22 protein-coding genes and 1 pseudogene are annotated in these 24,913 nt (G+C 39.7%); 14 read left to right on the top strand and 9 right to left on the bottom strand.

The genetic code is table 11. The features are described 5' to 3' along the window. Positions 1–85: 85 nt before the first annotated feature. The 4 genes from EYS08_RS26600 to EYS08_RS04125 all read left to right on the top strand — a co-directional run bounded on the left by EYS08_RS26600 (position 86) and on the right by EYS08_RS04125 (position 4,780). Entirely contained in the window at positions 86–310 is a 225-nt protein-coding gene (locus tag EYS08_RS26600; RefSeq protein WP_394343104.1) for a XamI family restriction endonuclease, read from the top strand. Then, on the top strand, positions 310–1,857 hold the full coding sequence (locus EYS08_RS04135; protein WP_131028574.1) for an Eco57I restriction-modification methylase domain-containing protein: 1,548 nt from the start codon (positions 310–312) through the stop codon (positions 1,855–1,857). Before EYS08_RS26600 ends, EYS08_RS04135 begins: the two co-directional genes overlap by 1 nt. A gap of 682 nt (positions 1,858–2,539) precedes the next feature. After that, a complete protein-coding gene (locus tag EYS08_RS04130) occupies positions 2,540–3,271 on the top strand; it encodes a LytR/AlgR family response regulator transcription factor (RefSeq protein WP_131028573.1) in 732 nt (243 codons plus the stop codon). Positions 3,272–3,667: 396 nt separating this feature from the next. Continuing rightward, positions 3,668–4,780, top strand: coding sequence for a hypothetical protein (locus EYS08_RS04125; protein ID WP_165456368.1), 1,113 nt, complete (start codon positions 3,668–3,670; stop codon positions 4,778–4,780). A 24-nt stretch (positions 4,781–4,804) separates the two neighbouring features. On the opposite strand, the gene EYS08_RS04120 is transcribed toward EYS08_RS04125, so the two are convergent. After that, positions 4,805–5,398 carry a type IV secretory system conjugative DNA transfer family protein gene (locus EYS08_RS04120; RefSeq protein WP_131028571.1) on the bottom strand — a complete coding sequence of 198 codons (594 nt, stop codon included), beginning with the start codon at positions 5,396–5,398 and terminating at the stop codon, positions 4,805–4,807. A gap of 182 nt (positions 5,399–5,580) precedes the next feature. Here EYS08_RS04120 and EYS08_RS04115 point away from each other — a divergent pair, with 182 nt between their 5' ends. Together EYS08_RS04115 and EYS08_RS04110 are read left to right on the top strand one after the other, a co-directional pair. Beyond that, positions 5,581–6,678, top strand: a complete 1,098-nt coding sequence (locus EYS08_RS04115; protein ID WP_208745783.1) for a PDDEXK nuclease domain-containing protein — start codon at positions 5,581–5,583, stop codon at positions 6,676–6,678. A gap of 104 nt (positions 6,679–6,782) precedes the next feature. After that, a pseudogene (locus EYS08_RS04110) lies at positions 6,783–7,022 on the top strand (recombinase family protein); the annotation flags it as partial. On the opposite strand, the gene EYS08_RS04105 reads toward EYS08_RS04110, so the two are convergent. Next, the gene (locus tag EYS08_RS04105) at positions 6,923–7,306 is read right to left on the bottom strand and encodes an arsenic resistance protein (RefSeq protein WP_394343103.1); all 384 of its coding nucleotides are present in this window, start codon (positions 7,304–7,306) and stop codon (positions 6,923–6,925) included. The pseudogene EYS08_RS04110 and the gene EYS08_RS04105 sit on opposite strands and share 100 nt — an antisense overlap. Positions 7,307–7,398: 92 nt before the next feature. On the opposite strand from EYS08_RS04105, the gene EYS08_RS04100 reads away from it, so the two are divergent. The 3 genes from EYS08_RS04100 to EYS08_RS04090 all read left to right on the top strand — a co-directional run bounded on the left by EYS08_RS04100 (position 7,399) and on the right by EYS08_RS04090 (position 11,961). Continuing rightward, positions 7,399–8,148: a hypothetical protein gene (locus EYS08_RS04100; protein WP_131028570.1), complete on the top strand. Its 750-nt coding sequence runs from the start codon at positions 7,399–7,401 to the stop codon at positions 8,146–8,148. 608 nt (positions 8,149–8,756) lie between these two features. Continuing rightward, positions 8,757–9,356, top strand: coding sequence for a GIN domain-containing protein (locus tag EYS08_RS04095; RefSeq protein ID WP_131028569.1), 600 nt, complete (start codon positions 8,757–8,759; stop codon positions 9,354–9,356). A 331-nt stretch (positions 9,357–9,687) separates the two neighbouring features. Beyond that, on the top strand, positions 9,688–11,961 hold the full coding sequence (locus EYS08_RS04090; protein ID WP_131028568.1) for a GH92 family glycosyl hydrolase: 2,274 nt from the start codon (positions 9,688–9,690) through the stop codon (positions 11,959–11,961). Positions 11,962–12,063: 102 nt separating this feature from the next. Here the strand turns inward: EYS08_RS04090 and EYS08_RS04085 are convergent, their stop codons facing one another. After that, the gene (locus tag EYS08_RS04085; protein WP_131028567.1) at positions 12,064–12,354 is read right to left on the bottom strand and encodes a hypothetical protein; all 291 of its coding nucleotides are present in this window, start codon (positions 12,352–12,354) and stop codon (positions 12,064–12,066) included. A gap of 286 nt (positions 12,355–12,640) precedes the next feature. Here EYS08_RS04085 and EYS08_RS04080 point away from each other — a divergent pair, with 286 nt between their 5' ends. Next, a complete protein-coding gene (locus tag EYS08_RS04080; protein WP_131028566.1) occupies positions 12,641–13,150 on the top strand; it encodes a PRC-barrel domain-containing protein in 510 nt (169 codons plus the stop codon). 320 nt (positions 13,151–13,470) lie between these two features. Here EYS08_RS04080 and EYS08_RS04075 read toward each other — a convergent pair whose 3' ends face one another. Then, positions 13,471–14,139, bottom strand: coding sequence for a hypothetical protein (locus tag EYS08_RS04075; protein ID WP_131028565.1), 669 nt, complete (start codon positions 14,137–14,139; stop codon positions 13,471–13,473). 177 nt (positions 14,140–14,316) lie between these two features. Here EYS08_RS04075 and EYS08_RS04070 point away from each other — a divergent pair, with 177 nt between their 5' ends. After that, positions 14,317–14,775, top strand: a complete 459-nt coding sequence (locus EYS08_RS04070) for a hypothetical protein (RefSeq protein WP_131028564.1) — start codon at positions 14,317–14,319, stop codon at positions 14,773–14,775. A 117-nt stretch (positions 14,776–14,892) separates the two neighbouring features. On the opposite strand, the gene EYS08_RS25650 is transcribed toward EYS08_RS04070, so the two are convergent. After that, positions 14,893–15,039 carry a hypothetical protein gene (locus tag EYS08_RS25650; protein ID WP_165456367.1) on the bottom strand — a complete coding sequence of 49 codons (147 nt, stop codon included), beginning with the start codon at positions 15,037–15,039 and terminating at the stop codon, positions 14,893–14,895. Positions 15,040–15,084: 45 nt separating this feature from the next. Here EYS08_RS25650 and EYS08_RS04065 point away from each other — a divergent pair, with 45 nt between their 5' ends. From EYS08_RS04065 to EYS08_RS04055, 3 genes are all read left to right on the top strand, one after another. Next, positions 15,085–17,445, top strand: coding sequence for a mechanosensitive ion channel family protein (locus tag EYS08_RS04065; protein WP_131028563.1), 2,361 nt, complete (start codon positions 15,085–15,087; stop codon positions 17,443–17,445). Between the two features lie 550 nt (positions 17,446–17,995). Continuing rightward, entirely contained in the window at positions 17,996–18,811 is an 816-nt protein-coding gene (locus tag EYS08_RS04060) for an MOSC domain-containing protein (protein ID WP_131028562.1), read from the top strand. A 39-nt stretch (positions 18,812–18,850) separates the two neighbouring features. After that, positions 18,851–19,849: a hypothetical protein gene (locus EYS08_RS04055; protein WP_131028561.1), complete on the top strand. Its 999-nt coding sequence runs from the start codon at positions 18,851–18,853 to the stop codon at positions 19,847–19,849. 21 nt (positions 19,850–19,870) lie between these two features. Here EYS08_RS04055 and EYS08_RS04050 read toward each other — a convergent pair whose 3' ends face one another. The 4 genes from EYS08_RS04050 to EYS08_RS04035 form a co-directional block, all read right to left on the bottom strand. After that, complete coding sequence (locus EYS08_RS04050; RefSeq protein ID WP_131028560.1) at positions 19,871–20,416, bottom strand: GNAT family N-acetyltransferase; 546 nt, start codon at positions 20,414–20,416, stop codon at positions 19,871–19,873. A gap of 208 nt (positions 20,417–20,624) precedes the next feature. Next, complete coding sequence (locus tag EYS08_RS04045; RefSeq protein ID WP_131028559.1) at positions 20,625–22,478, bottom strand: glycoside hydrolase family 2 protein; 1,854 nt, start codon at positions 22,476–22,478, stop codon at positions 20,625–20,627. Between the two features lie 294 nt (positions 22,479–22,772). Beyond that, positions 22,773–23,852, bottom strand: coding sequence for a glycoside hydrolase 5 family protein (locus tag EYS08_RS04040; RefSeq protein WP_131028558.1), 1,080 nt, complete (start codon positions 23,850–23,852; stop codon positions 22,773–22,775). Positions 23,853–23,868: 16 nt separating this feature from the next. Continuing rightward, entirely contained in the window at positions 23,869–24,909 is a 1,041-nt protein-coding gene (locus tag EYS08_RS04035) for a glycoside hydrolase family 43 protein (RefSeq protein WP_131028557.1), read from the bottom strand. Positions 24,910–24,913: the final 4 nt, after the last annotated feature.

Genomic DNA, 24,913 nt, shown 5'->3' with positions numbered 1-24,913 from the left:
AAATACGCAACCAAAACTAATATAATTAAATTCATGTGATTTTTTTTCGCACTTTCGCTGAAGATAACTCAATTCATATCTAAAAATATCTCATCTCCCATGGTTTCACTCGAACAGGATTACAAATAAACAGAGAAAAGAAGAGGCCGTAAAAATGGCTCAATTACGAAATATGTACGGCTCAAATGTTAGTTTTAATCTTTTCTTATGTGGTTATTTTGATAGTCCCTACTTAGGCTATGAGGCAGCAGAAGGTATCGATTGGATATGGGAACATCGCATAGATGATTTAGCTAAACTTGGTATATAATGAATAAGGAAAAAATGCTTATCGTTGAAGAGTATCGCCAGATTTTACAAAAAAAATTAGATAACCAAAAAACTTCCTTGGAACGAAACAAACTCGGTCAGTTTTCGACTCCCATTGAGTTGGCAAATGAAATTTTACGCTACGGAATCTCTATCAGCCCAACCGACAATATAAATTTTCTGGATCCAGCACTAGGCACGGGTGTATTTTTTTCAGCACTGCTTCAAAATATAAATGGCAAAGTTATAGATGAAGCCCTTGGTTTTGAAATTGATCCCTTTTATGCGGTTCCAGCAATCAACATTTGGGGGAAAAAAAATCTAGACATTATAATTTCAGATTTTACCAATGCCAAACCAGATCCACGATTTAATCTTATAATTTGTAATCCTCCTTATGTTAGACAACAGCATATCACAAGTCAAGAAAAAACAAAATTAAAATCTTTAAGTTTGGCCCGAACAGGTATTGATGTAAGCGGTCTTGCCGGCTTATATTGCCATTTTCTTCTTTTAGCAAATGACTGGATGGACACTAGCGCTGTCGCAGGATGGCTTATACCAAGTGAATTTATGGATGTAAACTATGGTTCTGCTATTAAAACATATTTGTTAAAAAATGTAACATTATTGCATATTCACAGATTCGACCCGAAGGAATCTCAGTTTTCTGATGCCTTGGTGTCATCAGCTGTCGTTTGGTTTAAAAATGAGGTCCCGCGCAACGACCATAAAGTCAAATTCAGTTTTGGCGGTATATTATCGAAACCAAATGTAATAAGAGACATAACCTTAAATGAGTTAAGGGATGAACCTAAATGGTCGAGATTCCCTAATTTGAATGCTAGACCAAAAGCCACCAACACTACACTTACTTTAGGTGATTACTTTATTGTGAAAAGAGGTTTAGCGACTGGCTGCAATAGTTTTTTTATCGTGCCAGAAAATGTAATGATAGACAAAAAACTACCATACGACGTATTTCGACCTATCTTACCTGGGCCACGCTCAATTAAACAATCAGTTATAGAATCCGATTTAAACGGTTTACCTCTTGACGTTGAACGTTTATTTTTACTGGACACACCAATTTCTGAAAATCAAATCGAACTTTTACATCCTACATTATTTTCTTATATCAAGGAGGGGAAAGCTAAAAATGTCCATAAAGGTTACATCTGTAGCCATAGATCACCTTGGTATATGCAGGAAAAACGAGAACCAGCTCCCATTCTTTGTACTTATATGGGGCGCTCAACGGGAAAAGACCAACTACCTTTCAGATTTATTTTGAATAAATCAAATGCAACAATGACCAACGCCTATTTGGCAATGTATCCTACCAAACGCTTGTCTAGCTTGTTAGTTAATCATCCAAACTTAATGATGATTATATGTAGTAGATTAAATAAAATATCAAAAGAGAATATGACGGATGAAGGGAGGGTTTATGGTGGTGGCTTACATAAGTTGGAGCCAAAGGAACTATCTAAAGTTCCCATGCCTTTTATAGAAGATTTACTTAGTAATATCGAAATAGTATCTTAATTGACAGATTGATGCTAGTATACATTTAACCCCACCAATATAAGTGATGTCAAACAATTACTAGGAAGAAGTCCGATTTCTTTAAAAGATTTTTTAACAAGCATATACGGTAAATAATTCAAAGAAGCTTACATAATAGAATTAACATCCGGACTGGAAACTCACCGGGCCGGATGTTATTAATGATCACTCAAAAAGACCAATCGAAACTGCTGCGCTTACACCATTGTGTACGGGACCAATATTATGAAGGTAAACATACTGTCCGTTTTCTAAATGGAGTCTTTCATCCAACGCCTCCCATCCTTTTTTCGCTAATAGTGACTCCCAAGTATCCCTGAACATTTTAATCTTATTAATCAAATTTGATTGTTCTCAGCCGTGCATTCATTGCTTATATTTCAAAGAAGGAGGTTCTTAATCCCCCTTCTTTTTGTTACCATAGGCTTCCGACAGCGTGGTAAAAACTAAAAAGTTGAAATGACAGGTTAATAAATAAACTATTATTTCATGGACAAAATCTTAAATAGACTACATCCATCCAACATTTTTATGCAAATGGCGTGGTTTTTTATGCGAACGACCTGTACCGCTACGCGAAAGACTTCCGAGACAGCTAGGAATTGCTAATTAAAAATACAATTATTATTTTAGCGATATACTTTGCCGATGCTAATTTATTATGGAACTAAAATGTATAACTATTGATGATGAAGACTACTCCCTGACCCAACTCGAGGAACTCATATTGATGACACCCGGAGTAGCCCACGTAAAAAGTTTCAATAATGCTTATCACGCATTAACATATCTACATGATCAAAAACATGTTGACGTAGTCTTTTTAGATATTGAAATGCCACAGATCAATGGCATTGAAGCCGCAAAACTGCTTAGGCCGTACTGCGATTTTTTAGTATTCGTAACTGGACATACAGAATACGGAGCGCAAAGTTTCGAGATCGGTGCAGACGGCTATTTACTTAAACCGGTAAGCGAAGTTAAATTTATTCAGCAGGTTCAGCGCCTATTGGAAGCAAAGTCAAATGAATTGTCCATTAAAAATCCCGACAGCTTTCTACTGGTAAAGGGAGGCTCAAAGCATAAATATATCAGCATACCGTTCGAAAAGATTTTATACATCAAATCGATGTCAAACTATGTACGGATTTTTTTAACGGATGAGGAACACATCACCTATCATACGATGAAGCATATAGAAGAGGCTATCCAAGAGCGGACTGAGTTTTTGAGAATCAACAGATCTGAAATAATATCCTTTAACCACGTTAAGCAGGTTGATGGATACCAAATCCTGCTCAATAACGGAAATAAATTTATGGTAGGCAGAAGTTATAAGAATAAATTTGACGAATTTTTGCGCAACCGTTTACCGGGTCCGGGAATAAGATAAGCTGCGCGCAATTTTCAGAAGTAAATCCGCATGGGGAATCAGAAAATGTAAACTAGTTCTATAATTACAACGCAAATACAACCAGTAAATGCTGGACGAGTCAGCTCATCAAACACAAAATACACTACTGATATTCAATATACTATATATTCTACTGAGTATACTTATTACGTGTTCGATACTCCTGGAGCGTTCCCTATATTAAACATATTTGAACGAGATCTTTTGTAAACTAAAAGTTTAATTTTTGTTTTCTTTTAGCTTATTTTCGCAAAAAAAATCAATATGAAAAAACCACTACAAATTTTATTTGTCATTCTTTGTCTATTTGCCTCTTGCAAGAAAGATGAAAGCATGATAGAACAATCTACAAGTCCTAAACTTTCCAAGCAGCTTATGGAAGGACAAAGTAGTACACCTGCAAGAGATCCTTATGTCGAGTATTTTTTTAGCAACTATAATGAGGCGACAGGCAAAACCCATGTTAAACTACAAATTGAGGGAGGAACTGAATATCCTGGAGCTCATTTTTACCTGCAATATCCAGGTGGAGGTACAATAATGGATTTTGGGGAGGTCGGCACAGGATTCGAAACCGATATCGTTCTGCCGCTTGGTAGATGGACATTTGGAATGTATAATGATGGCCTCACCCGTGAAAGCCAGCCATTTTCTGTCAAAGCCAGGCCATCAGCTCCTCCCGCAGGAAAATTGAATTTATATCGCTATTATAATCATATCACTAACCGCCATTATTACACGACAAACTGGTCTGGACTTGGAAGTAACGGAGATAATTATGAACTCGAACAGGTTCAAGGACTATTATATGATTCACCAGGAACCAACCGATCAGCCTTGTATGAGTATTACAATTTCTCAACAAATGATCATTGGTATACAACCACTACCGATGGTTGGCCCGGATATGGCCTTCAAGGACCGATTGGATATATTTCAACAGTCCAAACTTCAGAGGCAAACACACCTTTAGATGAGTATTACGCGTCAGCAACTGGCCATGTGTATTCATCACCACCAGAAAGATTGCCTGCAACATACACACTATTAGGGAATGTTGGATACCTTGAAAAGAAAGTAGACACTTCACCAGTTCCAGTATATCTATTCTATAGTCCTTACCAAACAGATCATTATACTACAGCAGACCCCAATGCACTAAGCGGCATATCAGGCTGGCTTGCTCAAGGAAGCGAATTCAAAGCATATATTACTCAAGTTGCAGGAACAGTGCCTGTTTACGAGTTTTATTACCCTGGAGATCATTATAATTCTATTAATAGAACAGCAGTTGCTGGATTCCCTGGATGGTCGAATTACGGAATAAAATATTATGCTTACAGTGAACAGGTTCCCGGTACCGTACCAATTTATGAATTCTATCATGCAGGAGGCGGAGACCATTACCTAACACCTAATCCAAACATCGCTAATCTCTTTAGCGGTTGGAGCAATCATGGAATTGCATTCTATGCTCTTCCAAACTAAAAATATCTTTAACCAGCAAAGGATTCAATATGATCCTTTGCTGGTTGCTTCCTTTAGAAGGAACGGTATTGCCGATACTCTCGGTATTTTTAGCAATACCTTTTTCGACGACTTTTTACCTTTCAGAACATTCTTCCTGGCATTGCCAGAAGCATTTTTATCCTGTTTAGCCTCAGATCCACCCGACTCTGCTTTTAGCAGATCCGCAACCTGGGCCTTTATGCTTTCATAATTATCCCTTATTTCTTCGGCGGACACCATTTTCACTATCGGTATAGGCTTATATAACTTTTCTTCCTTTGCAATTGCCTCATGATCATTCTGGATTTCGCTGTGAAACATTTTTAATGCAATCTTTTCTTCGGGATTGTCTGCCACCATGCCCACAAATTCACCTGAGGAAAGAGATGCTATTTTGGAAGCAGGAATAGCGTAATCCAGCTGTGTGCTCTGTGATATAGAGATGTCGCTACTGTTGATGCTCCTCGACTGCCGGTCCTGCATAATTTTCCCAAAAATTTCGCTCAGGCTCTTTGCGGTACTTCGCGTCACCTGGCCGGAAATAATATTTCCAACAATGCCAGTGATTACCTCAGACTGTTCTGCTGTATATTTCACGAATAGCTCCGTAATCGGGCGTCAGTTTGAAGCGGAATGCAGCGTCACTTTGAAAACGGAACGAGCTACCATTTTCCCTGAAATACCCAACTACACTTTCACTGAAATAGACAGCAGGAAGAAACGTAGACCGCAAATACATAAACAGGGTCTTCATATATTGTCTTATATTTGCCCGGAATATGGTTAGTTTTTTTGACCGTAAACCGCCTGGCGCCTGTCTGCTCACTTTAGGATATGATAATATGAAAGATCTTTTTTTAGATGATTATAAGAGCTGGTTTATCGAGATAAAGGCCAAGCTGAAATCTACACAGCAAAGGACTGTTGTTGCAATAAACTCAGCATTGATTGACCTATACTGGGATCTAGGTAAAATGATTGCAGAAAAACAGGCTCAGGCTCAATGGGGAGATAATATTCTTCAAAGCCTAAGTGATGACCTAAAAAATGAATTTCCGGATTCTACAGGCTATTCAGTCAGGAACCTAAGGTATATCAAACAGTTTTACCAATTCTACACTGCAAATCGGCAACAGATTGTTGCAGATTTAAGACAGCAGCTGGGCCTTATCCCATGGGGACATAACATACTTATTATCAGCAAGTCTAAAGACTTAAATGAAGCGGAGTTTTACGTAAAGGAATCAATAAAAAACGGTTGGAGTAGGGATACCCTGGCAATTCAGATCAAAACCAACTTACATGGCCGCAGCGGAAAATCCGTAAACAATTTTAAACATACCCTGCCAGAGATGTACTCTGAACTTGCAGAACAAACCTTAAAAGATCCTTATGTTTTTGACTTTGTAGCACTCACAAGCGAAGCAAAAGAGCGGGATATTGAAAAGCAACTGGTTACACACATTACCAAATTCCTTCTTGAACTCGGAAAAGGCTTCGCATTTGTAGGCCAGCAATACCATCTCGAAATCGCCGAAGAAGATTATTACCTGGACTTATTATTTTATAACATACCATTAAAATGTTATGTTATAGTGGAACTAAAGAATACAAAATTTGTTCCTGAATATGCCGGAAAGTTAAACTTCTATCTTTCTGCAGCAGATGACCTTTTAAAAGGAGAAAGCGATAAGCCAACAATCGGGATACTTTTATGCCGTGATAAAAATAACATTGGGGTCGAGTATGCCTTGAGAGATATAAATAAGCCAATTGGTGTGAGTGAGTTTCAGTTTACTGAAGCATTACCAGAGGAAATAAAAAGCAACCTACCAACTATTGAAGAAATTGAAAACGAGCTCAAGAACCTTGAATAGCATTATCAGCTAATGCCATTACCTACTGTGCTGGCAATTGCCGGAGCGTTATACTAAGGACAAAAGAAAAAAATTCAAAAGACATTCCAGAAAAAGATTAGATCATGAAAATAGCTGATTTATATGTAAGGGTAAGCACTGATGAGCAGGCAGAAAAAGGGTATTCATTAAGGAGCCAACAGGATGTTCTGTCCAAATACTGCGAGCTAAACGACATTAAAATTAGAAAGATAGTTGTAGAAGACTATTCTGCTAAAACCTTCAACCGACCAGAGTGGAAGAAGCTGGTGATTGACCTTAAAAAACATAAAGGTAAAACGGATCTTCTGTTGTTCACTAAGTGGGGAACGATCAGGTTTCCCTTAAGACTGAACATGATGACAATAGTGAAAAGCAATGCTATCAAGGTGATCGGTGATATCATTGGCACAAACTTATCCTGGAACCATTCTTCCCCCTTAAATTTGATCAAAAGGAACCTGGAGATAATGCCCATTGCAAAAGGCAGACCTAAGTAAATGCCGACACTTTTGGCGATTTCACCAATAGTAATGTTCACTTCCAGGCCTTTCATTCTAAAGTAAGGAGGCAATACGGTAATAAAAAATATGTCTAAATAAAAAGTCATACCCCTTAAAAAGAATTTAGAAAAACAAGTAAATTTGATTTTCTCCACTTCATTGTATAAATTGAATTATAATCCGCACTGAATCAACCGTTATGAAAAGATATATCTTTGTTATTTTTTTAGCAATCTCCTTGTCTGTACAGGCACAGTCTAATACAAGCAATTATAAATACATAATTGTGCCCGAGAAATTCAATTTTCTAAAACAGGTTAATCAATACGGTCTAAATACGCTAACCAAGGCTTTTTTTGAGGAGAAGGGCTTTACCGTTTATTTTGATAATTCTGAAATACCAGAAGAAATTGCGACTGATAGATGTAAGGCTCTGGTAGTAGAATTGCAGGAAAACAACAGCATGTTCGTTACCAATCTTACTCTTTTACTCAAAGATTGTAAGGGCGCTGTAGTAATAAAAAGCAAGGCAGGTAAAAGCAGGGAAAAAGAATATGAGACTTCTTACAATCTGGCATTGAAAGACGCATTTACGTCCTTTAATGATTTTAAATATGCTGCAGGGAGCCCGACGGCGGTTAACACTTCAACATCTGCCCCGGTAAGTGTAGCGGCTAAAACAGTGCCTGTGCCGGTCAATCAACCAATCGTCGCCAAAACAGAACAACAAGAGGGGCTATTGTATGCACAACCCATAAGCAATGGCTACCAACTGATTGATGCAACGCCTAAAATTGTAATGACCTTACTAAAAACCTCTATAGAGGATTGTTATATTTCGAACAATGGCAACGCAAACGGTGTAGTTTTAAAAAAGAATGGAACCTGGTCTTTCGAGTACTACAAAAACAATGTTTTGGTTTCTGAAAAACTATCGATTAAATTTTAATCCCATTTAAACAAAATGGACTTAAATATTTTCTGAAATCCAGCCAGTATTTCTTCAACCGCCCAGTACTTCTGCTCTTCAGCAGAAGATATCCTTATTCCCTTTAAACCGAGAGGCTTTGTCGTTATTGCCAAAACCTTAAGTCGAATGACAGTAATGGTATATACCTATTGAAAACGTTTGTGTGAAACTAAAATCTAAAGATTAAGCAAAATAACGCATCTATAAGGCAACTGCTTCAATTCACGTTTAGCCATTTGCACTGTTCCCTATCTAAAAAACATTCTTATTATTCCCTTCCAGGAATAGAGTGCCCACCTTCAAGTGGATATCTTGAAATTTCTTCTTTCCCAGGATTTGTTTCAGAATTGTGTGATAATATTAATTCTAAAACTACCTTAAGATCAAGGTCATCTGTAGAATTGAGTTACAGATTTAGATTGATCCGTAAAAATGAACTCTTTTTCGCCCGATTTTTAAACCCGTTCGTCGAGAATTAAGCTGTGTTGGTATAATTGAGGGTTTTCTACTGCAACGTTTTGGCCATCGTGATGTCTTATCTACAAAACAATCACAAAATATTAATTAAAAATATAATTAACAGCATTATGAAAACCTCAATCAAAACCCTAACAAAATCAGTATTAGCAGCTATCGTTTTAACTTCTGCTATTTTCTCAACAAGTGTAATGGCAGGCGAGAAACAGCCAATCAAAATATCGGCACCTAAAAACATCAGCCAGGTTATTGTAAGCGGAAATGTAGAAATCACGTTGATACAAGGAGAAAAAGAAAGTGTGGCCTACAATGACGATAACACAGGTAAAGTAAAAGTGATCCAAGACGGACATGCATTAAAAATCAGTTCAGCAGATAGAAATACCGCTAAGATTACTGTTTATGTAAACAACATCTATAGAGTACAAGCATCTGAAAATGCCGTAGTAAAAACAGCAGGCAAATTGGATGCTAAATATCTTCAGTTATTCTTAAAAGGAAATGCAGTTGCCGAAATCGATTCAGATACAGAAAGTTTATATACTGTAATTGAAGGCCGTGCAGATTTAAAATTAAGCGGAGCTACCGGGGAGCATATCTTAGTAATGGGAAGCACACCAAAATTGAATCTAGATAGATTTGCAGCAATGAAAACACAAATGAGCGCACCAGTAACCGGTACAGAACAAACTGCCTCATTAGCAAAATAATAAATAAAAATTTAACATTCGAAGAGCGATGAAATCTATTCATCGCTCTTTTTTGTTTATACACCACTTACGCTTAAGCCGTAACCTGTTTTTTTGGCACCAGGCATTGTAATTAACCTAATAAGATGCAAACAGGCCAAATAGAAAAGAGCATTTTCTGTTTTTGCTTTTTTGGTAAACTGATCATTTCCTTTAAATTTGATAAATCGTTTTACTATTATAAGCAGATTAAAAAGATTTACATCATTAATGATACAATCGGCAACTCATCAGCGTTAAATATCGTTTTTGAAAAATGTTATGTTTGCCACATCTAATCGAAATTCCTGACATGAAAAAACATACATATCCTTTATTGAGTGCAATATTTTTGCTAATTGCTTGTATCAATTTTGCACATGCACAAGCTAAAAAACAACCCGTAGACTATGTTAACCCATACATTGGTAACATTAGCCATTTACTTGTACCCACTTATCCTACTGTTCATTTACCTAACAGCTTATTGCGGGTTTATCCGGAGCGTGATAATTTTACCAGTAATACTATAGATGGTTTGCCTGTTGTGGTTACCAGCCACCGGGGCAGCTCGGCCTTTAATTTGAGCCCTTTTCAGGGCGACCTCAAAAATGTGAGTAACGTAATTCCTTATGGCTACGACAATGAGGTGATTAAACCTTATTATTATGAGGTTGACCTCGATGATTTTGGGATAAATGTACAATTTGCGCCATCGCACCAATCGGGCATATATGCGCTCAACTTTTCGCAGACAAATGCTCCGGCTTACCTGGTTTTAAATACCAGGAACGGGGCGCTAAAGGTGAGCCAAAATGTGGTAAGTGGTTTTCAAAAACTAGACAATAATACCAGGGTTTACCTCTATTTCGAAACGGATTTAACACCCCTTGAATCAGGCAGGCATCATGGAACCAAAATTGACTCCAGGGAACAGTCTGCCTCCGGCCGTGATGCTTATCTTATTTTAAAATTTCCTGCCCAAACCAGGCAGATTAAGGCACGTTATGGCATATCATTTATCAGTGAAGAACAGGCAAAACACAACCTACGTCGAGAAATCAAGGATTATAACCTGAACCAGGTGGCGCAGACGGGCAAAGATATCTGGAATGCCACACTTGGAAAGATCATGGTAGGGGGCACCGATGAAACAGCCAAAACCATATTTTACACTTCCCTTTATCGCACATACGAAAGAATGATCAGCTTATCTGAAGATGGAAAGTATTTTAGTGCCTTCGACGGAAAAGTGCACAATGATAATGGCACGCCATTTTTTACTGACGACTGGATTTGGGACACCTACCGGGCAACGCATCCACTCCGTGTGATTATTGAGCCAAAAATGGAAGGCGATATGATTAATTCCTACCTGCGAATGGCACAACAGATGAAAGACCATTGGATGCCAACTTTTCCAGAGGTAACTGGTGATAGCCGGAGGATGAACAGCAATCATGGCGTGGCCACCGTAATTGATGCTTATAACAAGGGTTTGAGAAATTTTAATCTTGATGAAGCTTATCAGTATTGTAAAGCAGCCATTACCGAAAAAACCCTGGCCCCGTGGTCTTCAAAAAAAGCAGGTGTTTTAGATCAGTTTTTTAAAGATAAGGGCTATTTCCCTGCTTTACCTGAAGGCGAAAAAGAAACTGCAGCAGAAGTTCACGGTTTTGAAAAACGCCAGCCGATAGCCGTTACCCTGGGTACAGTTTATGATGAATGGTGCCTGGGCAATATTGCTCAGCAATTGGGTAAAACCGATGAAGCCAAATACTTTTTAGATAAAAGTAGCAGCTACCATACGGTGTTTAATCCGGATACCCGATTTTTTCATCCGAAAGATGCGGAAGGCAAATTTATTAAACCGCTGGACTACCGCTTTTCGGGCGGACTTGGTGCCAGAGAAACTTACGACGAAAACAATGGCTGGCTTTACCGATGGGATGTGTTGCACAACCTGGGCGATTTGGTAAATATGATTGGCGGCAAACAAGCCTTTGTTGATGAACTGGAAAAAATGTATAATACGCCGCTTGGGAAAAGCAGATTTGATTTTTATTCGCAGTTGCCTGATCATACGGGCAATGTTGGGCAGTTCTCTATGGGTAATGAACCTGCCATGCATATTCCTTATTTGTACAATTATGCGGGACAGCCCTGGCGCTCGCAAAAAAGGGTAAGGAGTTTATTAAGTCAGTGGTTCCGTAACGATTTAATGGGTATTCCTGGCGATGAAGATGGCGGCGGCCTTACTTCTTTTGTAGTGTTTTCGCAGATGGGTTTTTACCCGATAACCCCAGGCTTACCCATGTATGTAATTGGCAGCCCCACTTTTGCCAACGTAAAACTTGATCTGGGAAATGGCAAAAAGTTTGAGTTGAACTGTATAAACTATTCTCCCGAAAATAAATACATTCAATCGGCTAAACTGAACGGACAAGTATGGAATAAATCGTGGTTTGCTCACGAAGATTTGATGAAAGGGGGCAAATTGGAGCTGGTAATGGGCAAACGTCCGAATAAACTATGGGCAGCGGATGAAGCGTCGCTTCCCCCATCATTTAAAATGCCTGCGAAATAAAAATGACTGGAGATTTTGGGAGATTAATATTGTTTTCAGGTATTATCTCCCCAGCTTACCATTAGTTATGACCTGAGCTAAATGATAGGTAATTTACACCCATCATGATAAAAAACGCTGTACCAATTCTTCCCATTCCTGATCTAATGTTAATTGTGGCCTTTTTTCGCCAGCTTTAGTATACCAATAATCGGCATTCCAAATATCGCCTTCTTTGCGGTGCAGGTAAGCATGGATGCGGGCAGAGGCAACATCGCCCAAATGGTCGACCTGGTGATGTGCCGTATGCCAGTCTCCTTTTGCATCGTACCAGAGTGAGCGCAATTGAACCGACATGTTACTATCGGGTCTATCTTCTTTTAATGACATTCTAAATTCAGCTATATTCTTCATTAACTTCTGATTCTATTTTAACGATTATACAAAATAATCGTTAAACAGTATGCTTGCCGCCTGATAAAAAAAATATTTTCGATTAATATTTTTGTTGCTTTCCACATCTTTTAATGTCAACACAAAACACTAGATCACAAATATTTACCATTAATTACCTACTTTACGCTATTTGTTTTAGCCGCCCTATTTTTGTACCCTGGCGTCTTAGCATAAAAACCATCTCCTGAAAAACTTGTTGTAAAAGTGGGCATCGTTATTAATAGCCCCTTTAAAAAAAGCAATTATGGATTCAGGAACTATTGTATACAGCAATTTAGAAGAGCTCTCAAAAAGTAGTTATCAATTAACAGCCGGCGAGGCAGACATTAAAGGTTGGCCAGTAAGAAATGATGCCGGCGATTCGGTTGGAAAGGTGCGCGACCTCCTATTTGATCCCGAGCAAAATGCGATACGCTACGTTATTGTGGAGCTTGCCGATATGGGCGAAGATCTGGAGGAAAAGGCTGTGCTGATACCCATCGGGCTCGCAAATTTAGGCGAAGAGAAAAAAGAAGTTATTTTACCCGATATCCACCAGGATCAGTTCAGGGCAATGCCGAGATATATTATTGGTGAGGTTACCCCTGAATTGGAGAACCAGATCCGCAGCGTAATTGGAAGTCCGGCGGCGTTGCGGATGGAAGATGAAATTGTAGAGATTGACCGTGCAAATTTTTACCGTCACCATCATTTCGATAAGAATAGTTTTCCAGAGCACAATCCCCGCAATCAGGATTCCGACCCGTTAATTTAATGGATACGTTAAATTTATAAATGATGCACATGCATCGCTAGTATAATTTATATTAAAAAAAACGAGGTTGTACCATAAAGGCGTTTCACCTCAGAGGATGTTATGTTGTCCAAAGGACTCCTACGGAGAGCTTATCGAAACAGCTTAAGCCCTTCGACAAGCGACCATCAACAGACTCCAATGGAATGATCGTCATCTCCGAAACACTGCGGAGTGTTCCAAAGGAACTCCTTCGGAGGAGAGATCTTTGAACCATGTTATTGAAATCAAATTTAAAGATCTCTTCCCGAATTCGGGATCGGGATGACGATACTTTCGAATCAATTAAATATTTGCCCCTCGCGATAATCGTGGTCTATACTTTCCAGCTTACCTACCTTGAAATGAAGGGTTACTGTTGAAGATCCGCTGGTGCTTGCACTTACAAAGTTTGAAAAACCAAACTGCCAGTCATCGTGATTATTCATATCCGGATCGTAGGGTTTGTTTAATGGTTTATCGGAAAGTACAAATCCATAAGTAGCATAGGCTGGTAACTGATGGATTTTGATCAGCTTTGCTGTTAAACCTGAAACAGGGTCATCAACTTTTATTGCGGTATCATCAGTCACATTTTCTGGCCATTTGCTTACTGGTGTGGTGAGGCCACCGCCCGTGGCAATCTGCTGCACTTTATCTCCGCTAAAAAACAGCACTACACGGTCTAAAGTTCCGGTATTGTTATAAACAGTAAGCGCATAATAATAAGGAAGAAGTTGGCCCAGGCTTTCTGGCGAACTATAAGGCTTGTGGCCAAAAATTGCTACATGCTGAAAGTCGAGGCTTGATCCTGCCTTTTGCAGTTGGGTGTATACTTCAGCATGTGAGCTGCCTATCTTTATTCCCCATTTTTCTCCTTTGGTTATGGTTTCAGAATAATTTCCCTGTTTTTCCTTTTTACATCCGGCCATGCAAAATAATACGAGCAAAATTGGTAAGATTTTTTTCATTAATGCCTAGTGTTAATTTAAGGTATAAACGTGTATATAGCGTTACTTGCTACAAGCCGAGGTAAATAAACTTAAATGTGCCAATTCAACTACAAATTACAGATAGCCGGGCTAGCGCATATATTAGATTTGCGGATTCGTTTTGGTTATTTAACTTCAATCATCTAAAGGCCAGGTATGAAACATATTTTATTTTTGTTATGTATCATAGTCAATATATCGGGTTGCAAAAAAGACACTGATCATACTACGAATGAAACCCTGAATGGCAAGTGGTCGACAGGTGGGTATGACCTCGAGCTTTATAATTCTTCGGGAATCATAGTTAGTCATATCGTGGCAGATGCCCTAAAATCGTACTGGACATTTGATGATAAACAGGTAAAAGTTTCTACTGACATTAATACATCGGTAAAGTTTTCAGACTATATTCTGAGACGAAATGCAGATAACCGTATCCTCACTTTTAGCAATCCTAATTTTGCCGCACAGACCGATTGGAGCATTGCAGCACAGACTGATCAGTACATGTGGATTAGTGCTGAGGTAACGGATAAACAATCGCTTATTTATGGAACTAACCAAATTGCAGCAAGAGGCGTGATGAATATCTACCTCACAAAGGAATACAACTAATCATCCTCTGTTTAACATTTAAAAAGATAAGGCGGGCGTTGTGGCAAAGTACCATGGCCAACTGCAGCAGGCATATCCTCTTTCAGGTATTAATATCTTCAACCGTTACCTTTCGCTTTAAACATCATAGCTTGCCCTGGTTTGCTGTCCTGCACCCGCATTAAAGGTTTCCATATAAGTAAAAACAAGTTCGTTATCTATAAAACGGTACCTGGTTTCGCGGCCACTGGCTGTAAAATCAATTCTAATCCTTATTTTTGGCAACCTATATCCTTAAAAAAGGATATTTCCCAATACTGCTTAAGCTCAATGATAACACGAAATTCTTTTTACCCAGCCATACGGAACTTAATATCTTTACTCCTTATCCTATTTTTTTCTGGCCATGTGTTTGCGCAGAAAGATAAACCTGTAGATAAGGGTCAGGATGTATCTATTCTATCCGACTCTGCTACATTGACCAAAGGCGATTATCTTGCGCACCTGGAAAAAGTATTTGAAACCATAAACAAAGTTCCGGTTACCGTTGGCTCATTTAAAAAACTTAAGCCCATAGAAGCACATTTAACGCAGGATGAAGCTGCACTGGCATTGCTTAAAAGCAGGTTAACGCAAAGCGACAGATCCCCTAACCTGCAAAATCTGCTGATGGATCAAACCCTACTGGAAGAACTACAGAGCAATAATAAAGATTGTTTGTCAGACCTTGATGAATATGAAAAGGAGTTGTGGGCTTTAAAAACAGAAATTCTTAACCTGCGTAAAGATACTGTACTGATTAAAGTATTTACGGAACCTGCCATACAGGTTATGTTTAAAGAGCAGTTTGCAGAGTTAAAGAAGAAACGTATAGTGATGGATAGCCTACTGAAAACGACTACTTTATCCATCAACAACCTGCAGGCCAGAACCTCTTCTAACCTCATCAATATTAAAGAGTTGATGTACCTTACCGATAGTCAGCTCGATGCCGTAAGCATTAAAGCTTTTGGTAAAGAGCGCCGTTATTTGTGGGAAACGGTAAACAGACGGGCCAATAAAAGCATGGGCTTCCGTAGGTTTATTAAGGGAGAACAAGAAATATCGGGCTATTATTTTGTGTACACCAGGAGCAGCCGGTTGTTATTACTTTTTACCTGTACCATATTCTTCTTTTGGGTATTCTTCAATTTTAGAAGCGTAAAACAGCGGGGCCGTTTAGAAACCCTTGATGGTTTTTCACTGGTCAGTCCGCAGCCTTATTTAATTACTTTTATCATGCTCTTTGCGTTGGCCCCAATATTCGATCTGAGGGCGCCCGCACTTTACATCGAAGCTGTTGAGATTATACTGGCCATTTTGCTCACTGTATTTTTCCGCAAAAAGCTAGGCTCAAAGTTGTTTTACTATTGGTGCATATTTGTAGTACTTCTTCTTGCCCCGGTTTTCTTACGCCTTTTTGGTATGCCACCAAGATACCAGCGTTGGCTGCTGCTGTTCTTAACCACCAGCTCGGTTGCCTATGGCATTATGGTATGGAAAATGCTCGATGAGAAAACCAAAAGATACAGAATGATCCTCACTACGGGTTTTATTTACGTCGGCTTTGCCATCATTGCTACCTTTTGTAATCTATTTGGCCGCTTTACCCTAACCCAGATTTTTTATTCTACCGGGGTAAGCTCGCTTTTAAATGCCATATCGCTAACCATCCTGGCCAAAGTATTGGTAGAGGCCTTTTTGTTACAGATGAAAAGCAGCAGGATCCGTAAAGGATTTCCAGAGTATTTTGATTGGCAGCCCGTAATTACCGGACTTAAAAGGCTAACCGGCATTGGTGCTACCCTAATCTGGTTTATAATATTTACCACCAACCTGAATATTTTTAATGGACTATACGAATCGGTAATGGAAATCCTCACCGAAAAAAGAACCATAGGCAACTTTTCTTTCACCTTTGGCGGCATCGTATTGTTTTTGGGCATTATCTGGGTTGCCAACTTTTTGCAGAAATACATTGCCTATTTCTTTGGCGATACGGGCGATGATAGTTTTGATGATAACAAAGGAGAGCGTTCGAAATTACTCGTAACGCGTTTGGTATTATTAATTGGCGGTTTTTTAATTGCTGTTGCTGCCTCCGGACTGCCAATTGATAAAATCACGGTTATTCTTGGTGCATTGGGTGTTGGGATTGGGTTGGGCCTACAGAATATTGTAAGCAATTTTGTATCGGGGATTATCCTTATTTTTGATAAAACCATCCGAATAGGCGACATTGTGGAGCTGAGCAATAAAAAAGGAAGGGTAAAGGAAATCGGCGTACGCTCCAGTACCTTACTTAGCGACGAAGGCGCCGAAATTATTATCCCTAACGGTTCTATTTTATCGAACAACATCATCAACTGGACACTGAGCAATAACCAGATGCGGATAGATATCTCTTTATTGATTGCAAAGCCCTTTAATTCTACCGAAGTGGTTGGTCTGATCAGAGAAATTATTGTAGAGAACAGCAATGTTTTTATCAGCAAAGAACCTATTATTATGATCAGCCCGGTGAGCAAACTGAACAGTACCATCAATATTTATTTCTGGTGCAAGGATATTTCAAAGGCCGATTTGACCAGAAGCATGATCAATGCACAGATATTTGAGGCATTTGAGCAGAAAGGGATCGAAATCCTTTAACTACACCAACTGGCAGGATAAATACCAGATAGATCTCACCTAAATTTGGTTTAATTTCCGAATGATGATAATTTAACAGGACTGAAATAGGTGTTTGGAAAATGATTCGACCATACGCTTCCCTATAAGAAGAAACAAAAAAAACAAACGACCATTAGTGCGAATAAAAGCACAACAAAAAAAGAAATTTTTCTATCCTTCTTAAAATACCGCCATATCTGTTCAAAAATAATGGCCAAAAACCAGATCACCACTACTGCAGCGGCCAAAATTATGTAACCAACTGGCCCCATGGTATGACGGTGTTCATTTGCAGTGCAAAGCGCATGGGGATTGTAGGTAAACTCCATTAACAGGTATATCGCTAGTAAGGGCAGTACCAAAAAAGCTAGCCGAACCAATATCTGCCTGATTAAAGTTTTCTTTATACCCATTTGTTGTTACACAGCTTGTTTTTAAGTAATACGTTGGTTTTCTATTATTCTTATTCCCGAAGATAATTCAATTCCGCTAAACAGCTAAATCCAAAATGTCTTTTTATCTTTAAAGCATGAACAAACTTCTCCTTTCTGAAATCAATATCTATCCCATTAAATCATTGGGCGGTATCCGGCTTGAAAAAGCACAGCTTGAAGAAAAAGGCTTGCAATACGATAGAAGATGGATGCTTGTTGATGAGGAAGGTATGTTTATTACCCAACGGAAACATTTTGAACTGGCACTACTTCAGGTAAATATTGGAGATGGTAAATTAAGCGTTTCCCATAAAAATTCACCCGAGCAAAGTATATCCTTTTCTTTGGATGAAGATACCGGAGAAGAGCTATCTGTTGTAATCTGGAACGATACCGCCACTGCGCTTGAAGTAAATAAAGCCGTAAGCGATTGGTTTTCTAATTTCCTAAAATTTAAGGTTAGACTGGTAAAAATGCCTTTAACTGAAAAAAGATTGGTAGATCGGGATTATGCTTCGAATGATGAAGTGGTTAGTTTTGCCGATGGTTATCCCTGCCTGCTTATCGGCCAATCGTCGCTTGATGGGCTTAATGAAAAGCTCACCGATCCAATCCGAATGGACCGTTTCCGTCCAAATTTTGTTTTTACGGGCGGAGAGCCCCATATTGAGGATAGTTTTAAAACTTTTCACATTGGTGAGGTAATGTTTTCTGCAGTAAAACCATGTGCCAGATGTGTGCTCATTACCATCGATCAGCAAACTGGCGAAAAAGGGCAGGAACCATTAAGAACATTGGCCAACTACCGAACGGTAGGCAAAAAAATCATGTTCGGCCAGAACCTGCTTCATCAACAATTGGGGATTATCCGTGTTGGCGATGAGGTAAAGGTTATAGACTGGAAAGACTAATACTAACCTCTTATCGCATAATTTTTTTAATCTGGAAACATGAGTGGAACTATTATTTCTAAAATATTGATGGCTATTGTAGTTGGCAGTGCATTTGGCCTGTTTTATACGCTCCTGCTAAATCTGCATGGTTTTACCCGGGTGAAGTATAAACACGTAGCCATCTCCATCGCTTTAGTTCTATTTCTATTGGGCCTGTACAGTTTTGAGGCTGCCGGCATAGCCTGTTTTATTATTGGTATAGGAATTTTTATCCTCGCCATAGCGCTCATAGTAAGAGGTACGGCCGATTCACTCAAAACGCTTTCAGCCAAATTCTCATCTGGCAACAACAAAACACAGAGCAATGAAGATCTGCGGCTTAACAACACTGCTTTCAGCAGTTATGTGGGAGTGGTATTTCACTTTGTGATTATTGTTCTTATCTGCCTGTCTATATTTACCTATGCTGATGATACTGTATTGGACCAAACAAAAATGGACAGATTGATCAGTGATGCTGTTTTTCAGTTTTCGAGTACCATTATGCTTATGCTGTTGGGCGTATTTAACCCCTTTGTTCCCGCTTCGCTAAGGTTGTTAAGTATTGCCGACCATATTGACAGCCTTAAATACCCAAAACTCTACCTCATGCTTTCAGGCAAAAAGTTCTGGACAGTTTTAAAAAGTCTGATCTGCCTGGCTATTATTTTATACTTCGTTCTGCAAGGCTATTTTGGTCTTTTGGTGTGGGATAGTACAGCGCCTTATATGAATGCATATATTTTCATTATCGGTCTTTTTATCTTTATCAATCTGGTGGAAATGATCCGTAGGCCTGAAATTTTTTTTCAAAAAAACCTGTTCAGGATAACGATGTTACTGCGTTCGGCTTTTGTGAGCATTTTCGTAAGTGCCATCCTGGTTTTCTCTACATTGGTTATTTCTACAGCTGTTGGTGCCGATATTGATAGACTTAAAGTAAGTTCGGAAGCGATACTTTTTCTTGGCTTTAATATTGTAATGTGTTACAATGAGTTTAGGCTGGCCAGGGCTTAGATGATTACGATCTTCTTATCGCTATTGATAACTTGTAAGGATAAATGTAAGCATGCCCGGAACATTTACATGCATATTTTGATGATCGCTTGAGGCAATTTTAAAGCCCATTTTTTCGAGTAGTTTTACAGAAGGCGGGTTATCGCTGGATGGATAAGCAACGATCGTTTTTATGCCCATTACCTCAAATGCATACCTGAGTATACAGGTGATAATCTCTACCATGATGCCTTTACCCTGAAACTCCGGGAGCAACTCATACCCAATTTCCACGGTCTCGTTCTGGATATCAAAATTCCATAGGCAGGCTGCACCTATCATAGCGGCATCACCCTTATAAGACGCAACCCAGTATATAGATTCATGATTATTGATCAGATTATCAATTTTATTGATGTATGCAATGGCTTCGTTAATATGAAGGAAGGGTGCCTTGCCTGTTAAAGCAGCCACTTCAACATCCGAACGCAACTGATAAATTACTGGAGCATCTTCCAACGAAAGTCTGCGAAGTACCAATCTGTCGGTTTCTAGTATTGGGAAAGTAGAAAAATCGAGTTGTTTCATCTGGTTTACTTAAGGAATAATTGTACCCTTTCGGTTGCGGGCTGCTTAAAACCCTCAATTCATGATCACAAACAGTGTAAAGGCAATACTAAGATGAATCGCTTAAATCATTAGCCCGGATGGATATACGGGCTAATGATTTAGTCATCTACAGATACAACTGCAGCGCCTTATTATACTGATAAAACAAAAAGCGATAAATGATAAGCTATTGCTTTACCGGCACATTTATCTGGTAAAGCTTATCGTGCAAAGCTTTCATCTGTGCTTCAGAAAACTTGATATCTTTTCTATCATAGGTCATCAAGCCGTTGGTTTCTACTTCAACATCGGTAGTTTGAGTATACACTCCGGCAGAAAGCCCTAATGGGATTAATTCTGCTAAACGTTTGGTAAACTGGGCGTATTTATTAAACAGATCGGTTTTGTTTTTAAAACTCTGATAGCCCCAGTTATTTTTCTGTTGCCACACGTGGCCATCAATAGGCAGGCCAAGCCCACCAAACTCGCCCAGTACAAGGGCATAGTCTTTTCCAAAATAATCAGGACTAGGCATAGCCGGATGTGGGTAATTGTGCAGGTCGATAATATCGCCTACCGGATGGAAATTTCCTCCACTGGCCGTATTCACCAGCCTTGAAGGATCTTTCTCTTTTGTCCATTTGGCAATTTCTACTGTTTTAAACTGCCCCCAGGCTTCATTGAAAGGTGTCCATACTACAATAGAAGGCACATTATAAAGTGCATCGATAATGGCATTCCACTCTTTTTTGTAATATCCTTCAGATTCGGCACTTCTGTTTTGATCCGATCCATGGTCTAAAACACCTGGGCGGTTTTCCCAGCCGTTACCCAGGTCGCCGCTTGGCATATCCTGCCAAACCAGCATGCCTGCTTTATCGCAGTAGTAATACCAACGTGCGGGCTCTACTTTAATGTGTTTTCTGATCATATTAAAACCCATTTCTTTGGTTTTATCTATATCGAACTTTAAAGCGGCATCTGTTGGTGCGGTGTAAAGTCCATCCGGCCACCAACCCTGATCTAGCGGGCCATACTGAAAAACAAATTCATTGTTTAACAGCATACGCTGAATACCGTTCTGATCTTTGCCGATTGAGGTTTTTCGCATGGCAAAATAACTTTTCACCTCATCAACCTTTTTATTTTTAGAGATCAGCTCAACTTTCAGGTCGTATAAAAATGGATTTTTAGTATTCCAAAGTTTAGGGTTCGCAATTTTTAAACTGATTGCACCAGTGCCATCCGCGGTCTGCTCATCCACTTTGGTCGTACCATCCCATGCTGAAACTTTAACCTGATCGCCTGTAGCACTACCCGTTAAAAATGGGGTAACCGATACGGTTTGCTGATCAATATCCGGCGTTACTTTAATATGATCAATATGTGCTTTATTTACCGCCTCAATCCACACCGTTTGCCAGATGCCGGTTACCGGGGTATACCAGATGCCCTCCGGTTTTTTCACCTGTTTTCCCCTTGGTTGAGGGCCCTCATCTGTCGGGTCCCAAACTTCTACGGTTAAAGTCTGGTTTCCACTCTTGTTTAAAAACGGTGTAATATTAAAACTGAAAGGATCGAAACCGCCTTCATGTTTACCCACCTCTTTACCGTTGATGTTCACCGTACTTCTCCAGTCAACCGCACCGAAATGAAGCAAAATTTCTTTGCCTTTCATATTTGCCGGCACAGTAAAGCTGGTTTTGTACCACAGCAAGCTATCTTTACCTACTGTTTTGCCAACACCCGAAAGTGAAGATTCTACCGCAAAAGGCACAAGGATTTTACCCTGATTAATTGCCGGCTGTTGTGATTTTCCGGAAATGGCATAATCCCAAAGTCCGTTAAGGTTTTTCCAGTTACCGGTACGCTCAAACTGTGGCCGCGGATATTCCGGCAATACATTTTTAGGATTAACTTCCTGGGCCCATGGTGAAGAGATTTTCCCTTTTACCATCGACCACGATTTGTCCTGTTGCTGCGCAGAAAGGGAAAGCGAGAGCCCCAGCAGCGAGAAAAGGATGGATACTTTTTTGTTCATCGGTTTAAATTTGTGTGTTAAAGTTGGGTTTGGCAATGCTATTAAGTTAGGTATTAACTAATGTCAGTCTGTCCAAAGGACTCCCTCGGAGAGCTTATCGTCCTTCAACCCGGCTATCAAGGACATATTCTAAAAATCGGCGTCATCGACCGGAGCAACGCGTAATGGAGAGATCTTTGGACTAGATTAAAAGATCTCTCCTCTACGGCCGAGATGACGATCGATTGTAAACCTGTCATCCATCTCCTTTTTTTGGTTAAATACTAACTTCTATCAATGAAAGAAGAATATGGTTTATTTATTGTTAAGTTTTTTAATCAGGTTAACTTCATCCAGGCGGTACGGGGTGCCATCGGGCTGAAAGATTTCGTGGAACCACTCAATCGGATCAGATCCATCGGCAAGCGGGGTATCCCAGGCGTATTTGGTATTGGTTTTACCCGCAGCAAAACCCCAGTTAATGGCGCCTACATTTTCGTTTTTTAACATCGGCAAAATGTTAGCGAAACGGCTGTTACGCGAGCGGGCCATATATTCGGTACAGATCAATGGCCGGCCGCTGGCTTTTAACAGATCGATGGTTCTTTGGTGCCAATCTGGTGCCTCATAGTTATGGTAGGTTACAATATCTGAATTGGCCAGCTGAATTTCATTAAGCTTTTCGAAACCCCAGCTCCACAATCCGATAGAAATCGGCTGATCGGGATTAACCGACCTTGCCCAGCTGATGGTTTTGGTTAACAAAGGTATGGAGGCTTCTAACTTTCCGCTATTTCCGGGTTCATTGTACAAATCCCATAACAGAATCCTTTTATCATGTGCAAAACGGGTAAGCACATCCTTTACATATTTTTCCAGTTCAGGGAAATTGGCTTCTTCTTTAAAAGCAGGATCGCCGGGATCTTGCAACCAGCCCGAATTGTGAATACCCGTTTTAGGCTCTGGCTGTTTACCAATGGCCGAAGTTTTATTCCAGCAATCGTCGAAAAAAACAAACATCGGTTTAATACCATGTTTTTGGGTAATGTTTAAGAATTGATCCATTCTCTTTTTAAAACCTTCAGGATCCTGACTCCAGGCTTTACTGAACAGGAATACGCGCAGCGTATTAAAGCCGATTCCTTCGGCCCAGCCCAGTTCTTTATCGATCAGATCGGGTGAAAAAGTATCTGCCTGCCACATTTCCAACTGGTTAATTGCATTGGAAGGAATGTAGTTGGCACCTGTTAACCATTTATGTTCTTTGTACCAGGCGTTGGCTTTTTCTATCGACCAAACCTTTGCAGGCTCAGTGCTTTTTTTTGTTTTTTGCGCAAAACCCAAGCTGATGTTAAAGCTCAAGACAGCAAGTAGCGCGTAGTTTTTTAAATTCATATCGGTATTTATCTGATTATTTTTTATTACGGTTTGATGGTGATGTTAAGTTCAACCCTGCTTTTACCGGGGTTCCAAAATTTGGTGTCCCGTCGTTATTCCAGCTGAACTTTTGGGCCCGGGGCGAGCGGAAACCTCCGCAGCCCTGGCCCGGTTTATCATTGGCGTGATATAGGATCCAATCTTCTTTTCCATCCGGCGAAGAAAAAAATGAGTTATGGCCTGGCGCATAAACGCCGTCTTTTGGCGACTGCTGAAAAACAGGTTGATCGGATTTTGTCCAGGAAGCAGGGTCGAGCAGATTGCTTTTAGCCGAAGCCGAAAGCATACCCAAAGCATAAAAATCTGTCCAACAGCCACTGGCCGAATAAATAACAAATATTTTATCACCGTGCGGCAAAAACTGAGGTCCTTCGTTTACATCCACGTGCGCTCCTGCGCCAAGGTCTCCGATTTTTTCCCAGCTAAATTTGGGTGTAGAAATCTTCACCCGTTTACCCGCTACTGTCCAGGGGTTTTTAAGTTTGGCGATGAAAATTTCCTGTTTGCCGTTTTCATCTCCCTCCCATCCAGACCAGATCATATACAACTGGCCTTTAAAATCGATCACATCTCCATCAATGGCCCATTTATCGGTCGGATCGGTAATTTTGCCTTTAAATACCCATTCGCCTTTCATCGGATCGGCCGAAGCATTTTCTAAAACATACATACGGTGGTTTTCATTCCTCCCGTCATCGGCGGCAAAATAAGCGTACCATTTCCCCCTTAAAAACATCACTTCTGGTGCCCAGATTTCTTTACTGTACATGGTTCCTGCAGGTGCTTTCCATATCGTTTTCCGCTCAGCATCTTTTAAGCCATCCAGGGTTTTGGTTTTCCAAAGGTCTACACGGTTTCCAGTAGTATGGGTATAGTAATAATAACCATCTTTATAAAAGCTATATGGATCGGCACCCGAGGGCAATAAAGGATTGGTAAATGTTTGCGCATGTAAACATGCTGCATGTAACAGGCACAATGCAACAAACAGATATCTTATTTTAAAAGCATTCATTATA

It is taken from the genome of Pedobacter kyonggii (assembly GCF_004310665.1).
In the GTDB taxonomy this organism is placed as follows: Bacteria; Bacteroidota; Bacteroidia; order Sphingobacteriales; family Sphingobacteriaceae; genus Pedobacter; species Pedobacter kyonggii.
This window is presented reverse-complemented; position numbering and strand designations above follow the sequence as displayed.

Excerpts from the sequence above, each read along its gene's own strand:
- EYS08_RS04135 (WP_131028574.1), top strand. The coding sequence starts at position 310 with ATGAATAAGGAAAAAATGCTTATCGTTGAAGAGTATCGCCAGATTTTA.
- EYS08_RS04130 (WP_131028573.1), top strand. The coding sequence starts at position 2,540 with ATGGAACTAAAATGTATAACTATTGATGATGAAGACTACTCCCTGACC.
- EYS08_RS04125 (WP_165456368.1), top strand. The coding sequence starts at position 3,668 with ATGGAAGGACAAAGTAGTACACCTGCAAGAGATCCTTATGTCGAGTAT.
- EYS08_RS04115 (WP_208745783.1), top strand. The coding sequence starts at position 5,581 with ATGGTTAGTTTTTTTGACCGTAAACCGCCTGGCGCCTGTCTGCTCACT.
- EYS08_RS04105 (WP_394343103.1), bottom strand. The coding sequence starts at position 7,306 with ATGACTTTTTATTTAGACATATTTTTTATTACCGTATTGCCTCCTTAC.
- EYS08_RS04100 (WP_131028570.1), top strand. The coding sequence starts at position 7,399 with ATGAAAAGATATATCTTTGTTATTTTTTTAGCAATCTCCTTGTCTGTA.
- EYS08_RS04095 (WP_131028569.1), top strand. The coding sequence starts at position 8,757 with ATGAAAACCTCAATCAAAACCCTAACAAAATCAGTATTAGCAGCTATC.
- EYS08_RS04090 (WP_131028568.1), top strand. The coding sequence starts at position 9,688 with ATGAAAAAACATACATATCCTTTATTGAGTGCAATATTTTTGCTAATT.
- EYS08_RS04085 (WP_131028567.1), bottom strand. The coding sequence starts at position 12,354 with ATGAAGAATATAGCTGAATTTAGAATGTCATTAAAAGAAGATAGACCC.
- EYS08_RS04080 (WP_131028566.1), top strand. The coding sequence starts at position 12,641 with ATGGATTCAGGAACTATTGTATACAGCAATTTAGAAGAGCTCTCAAAA.
- EYS08_RS04075 (WP_131028565.1), bottom strand. The coding sequence starts at position 14,139 with ATGAAAAAAATCTTACCAATTTTGCTCGTATTATTTTGCATGGCCGGA.
- EYS08_RS04070 (WP_131028564.1), top strand. The coding sequence starts at position 14,317 with ATGAAACATATTTTATTTTTGTTATGTATCATAGTCAATATATCGGGT.
- EYS08_RS04065 (WP_131028563.1), top strand. The coding sequence starts at position 15,085 with ATGATAACACGAAATTCTTTTTACCCAGCCATACGGAACTTAATATCT.
- EYS08_RS04060 (WP_131028562.1), top strand. The coding sequence starts at position 17,996 with ATGAACAAACTTCTCCTTTCTGAAATCAATATCTATCCCATTAAATCA.
- EYS08_RS04055 (WP_131028561.1), top strand. The coding sequence starts at position 18,851 with ATGAGTGGAACTATTATTTCTAAAATATTGATGGCTATTGTAGTTGGC.
- EYS08_RS04050 (WP_131028560.1), bottom strand. The coding sequence starts at position 20,416 with ATGAAACAACTCGATTTTTCTACTTTCCCAATACTAGAAACCGACAGA.
- EYS08_RS04045 (WP_131028559.1), bottom strand. The coding sequence starts at position 22,478 with ATGAACAAAAAAGTATCCATCCTTTTCTCGCTGCTGGGGCTCTCGCTT.
- EYS08_RS04040 (WP_131028558.1), bottom strand. The coding sequence starts at position 23,852 with ATGAATTTAAAAAACTACGCGCTACTTGCTGTCTTGAGCTTTAACATC.
- EYS08_RS04035 (WP_131028557.1), bottom strand. The coding sequence starts at position 24,909 with ATGAATGCTTTTAAAATAAGATATCTGTTTGTTGCATTGTGCCTGTTA.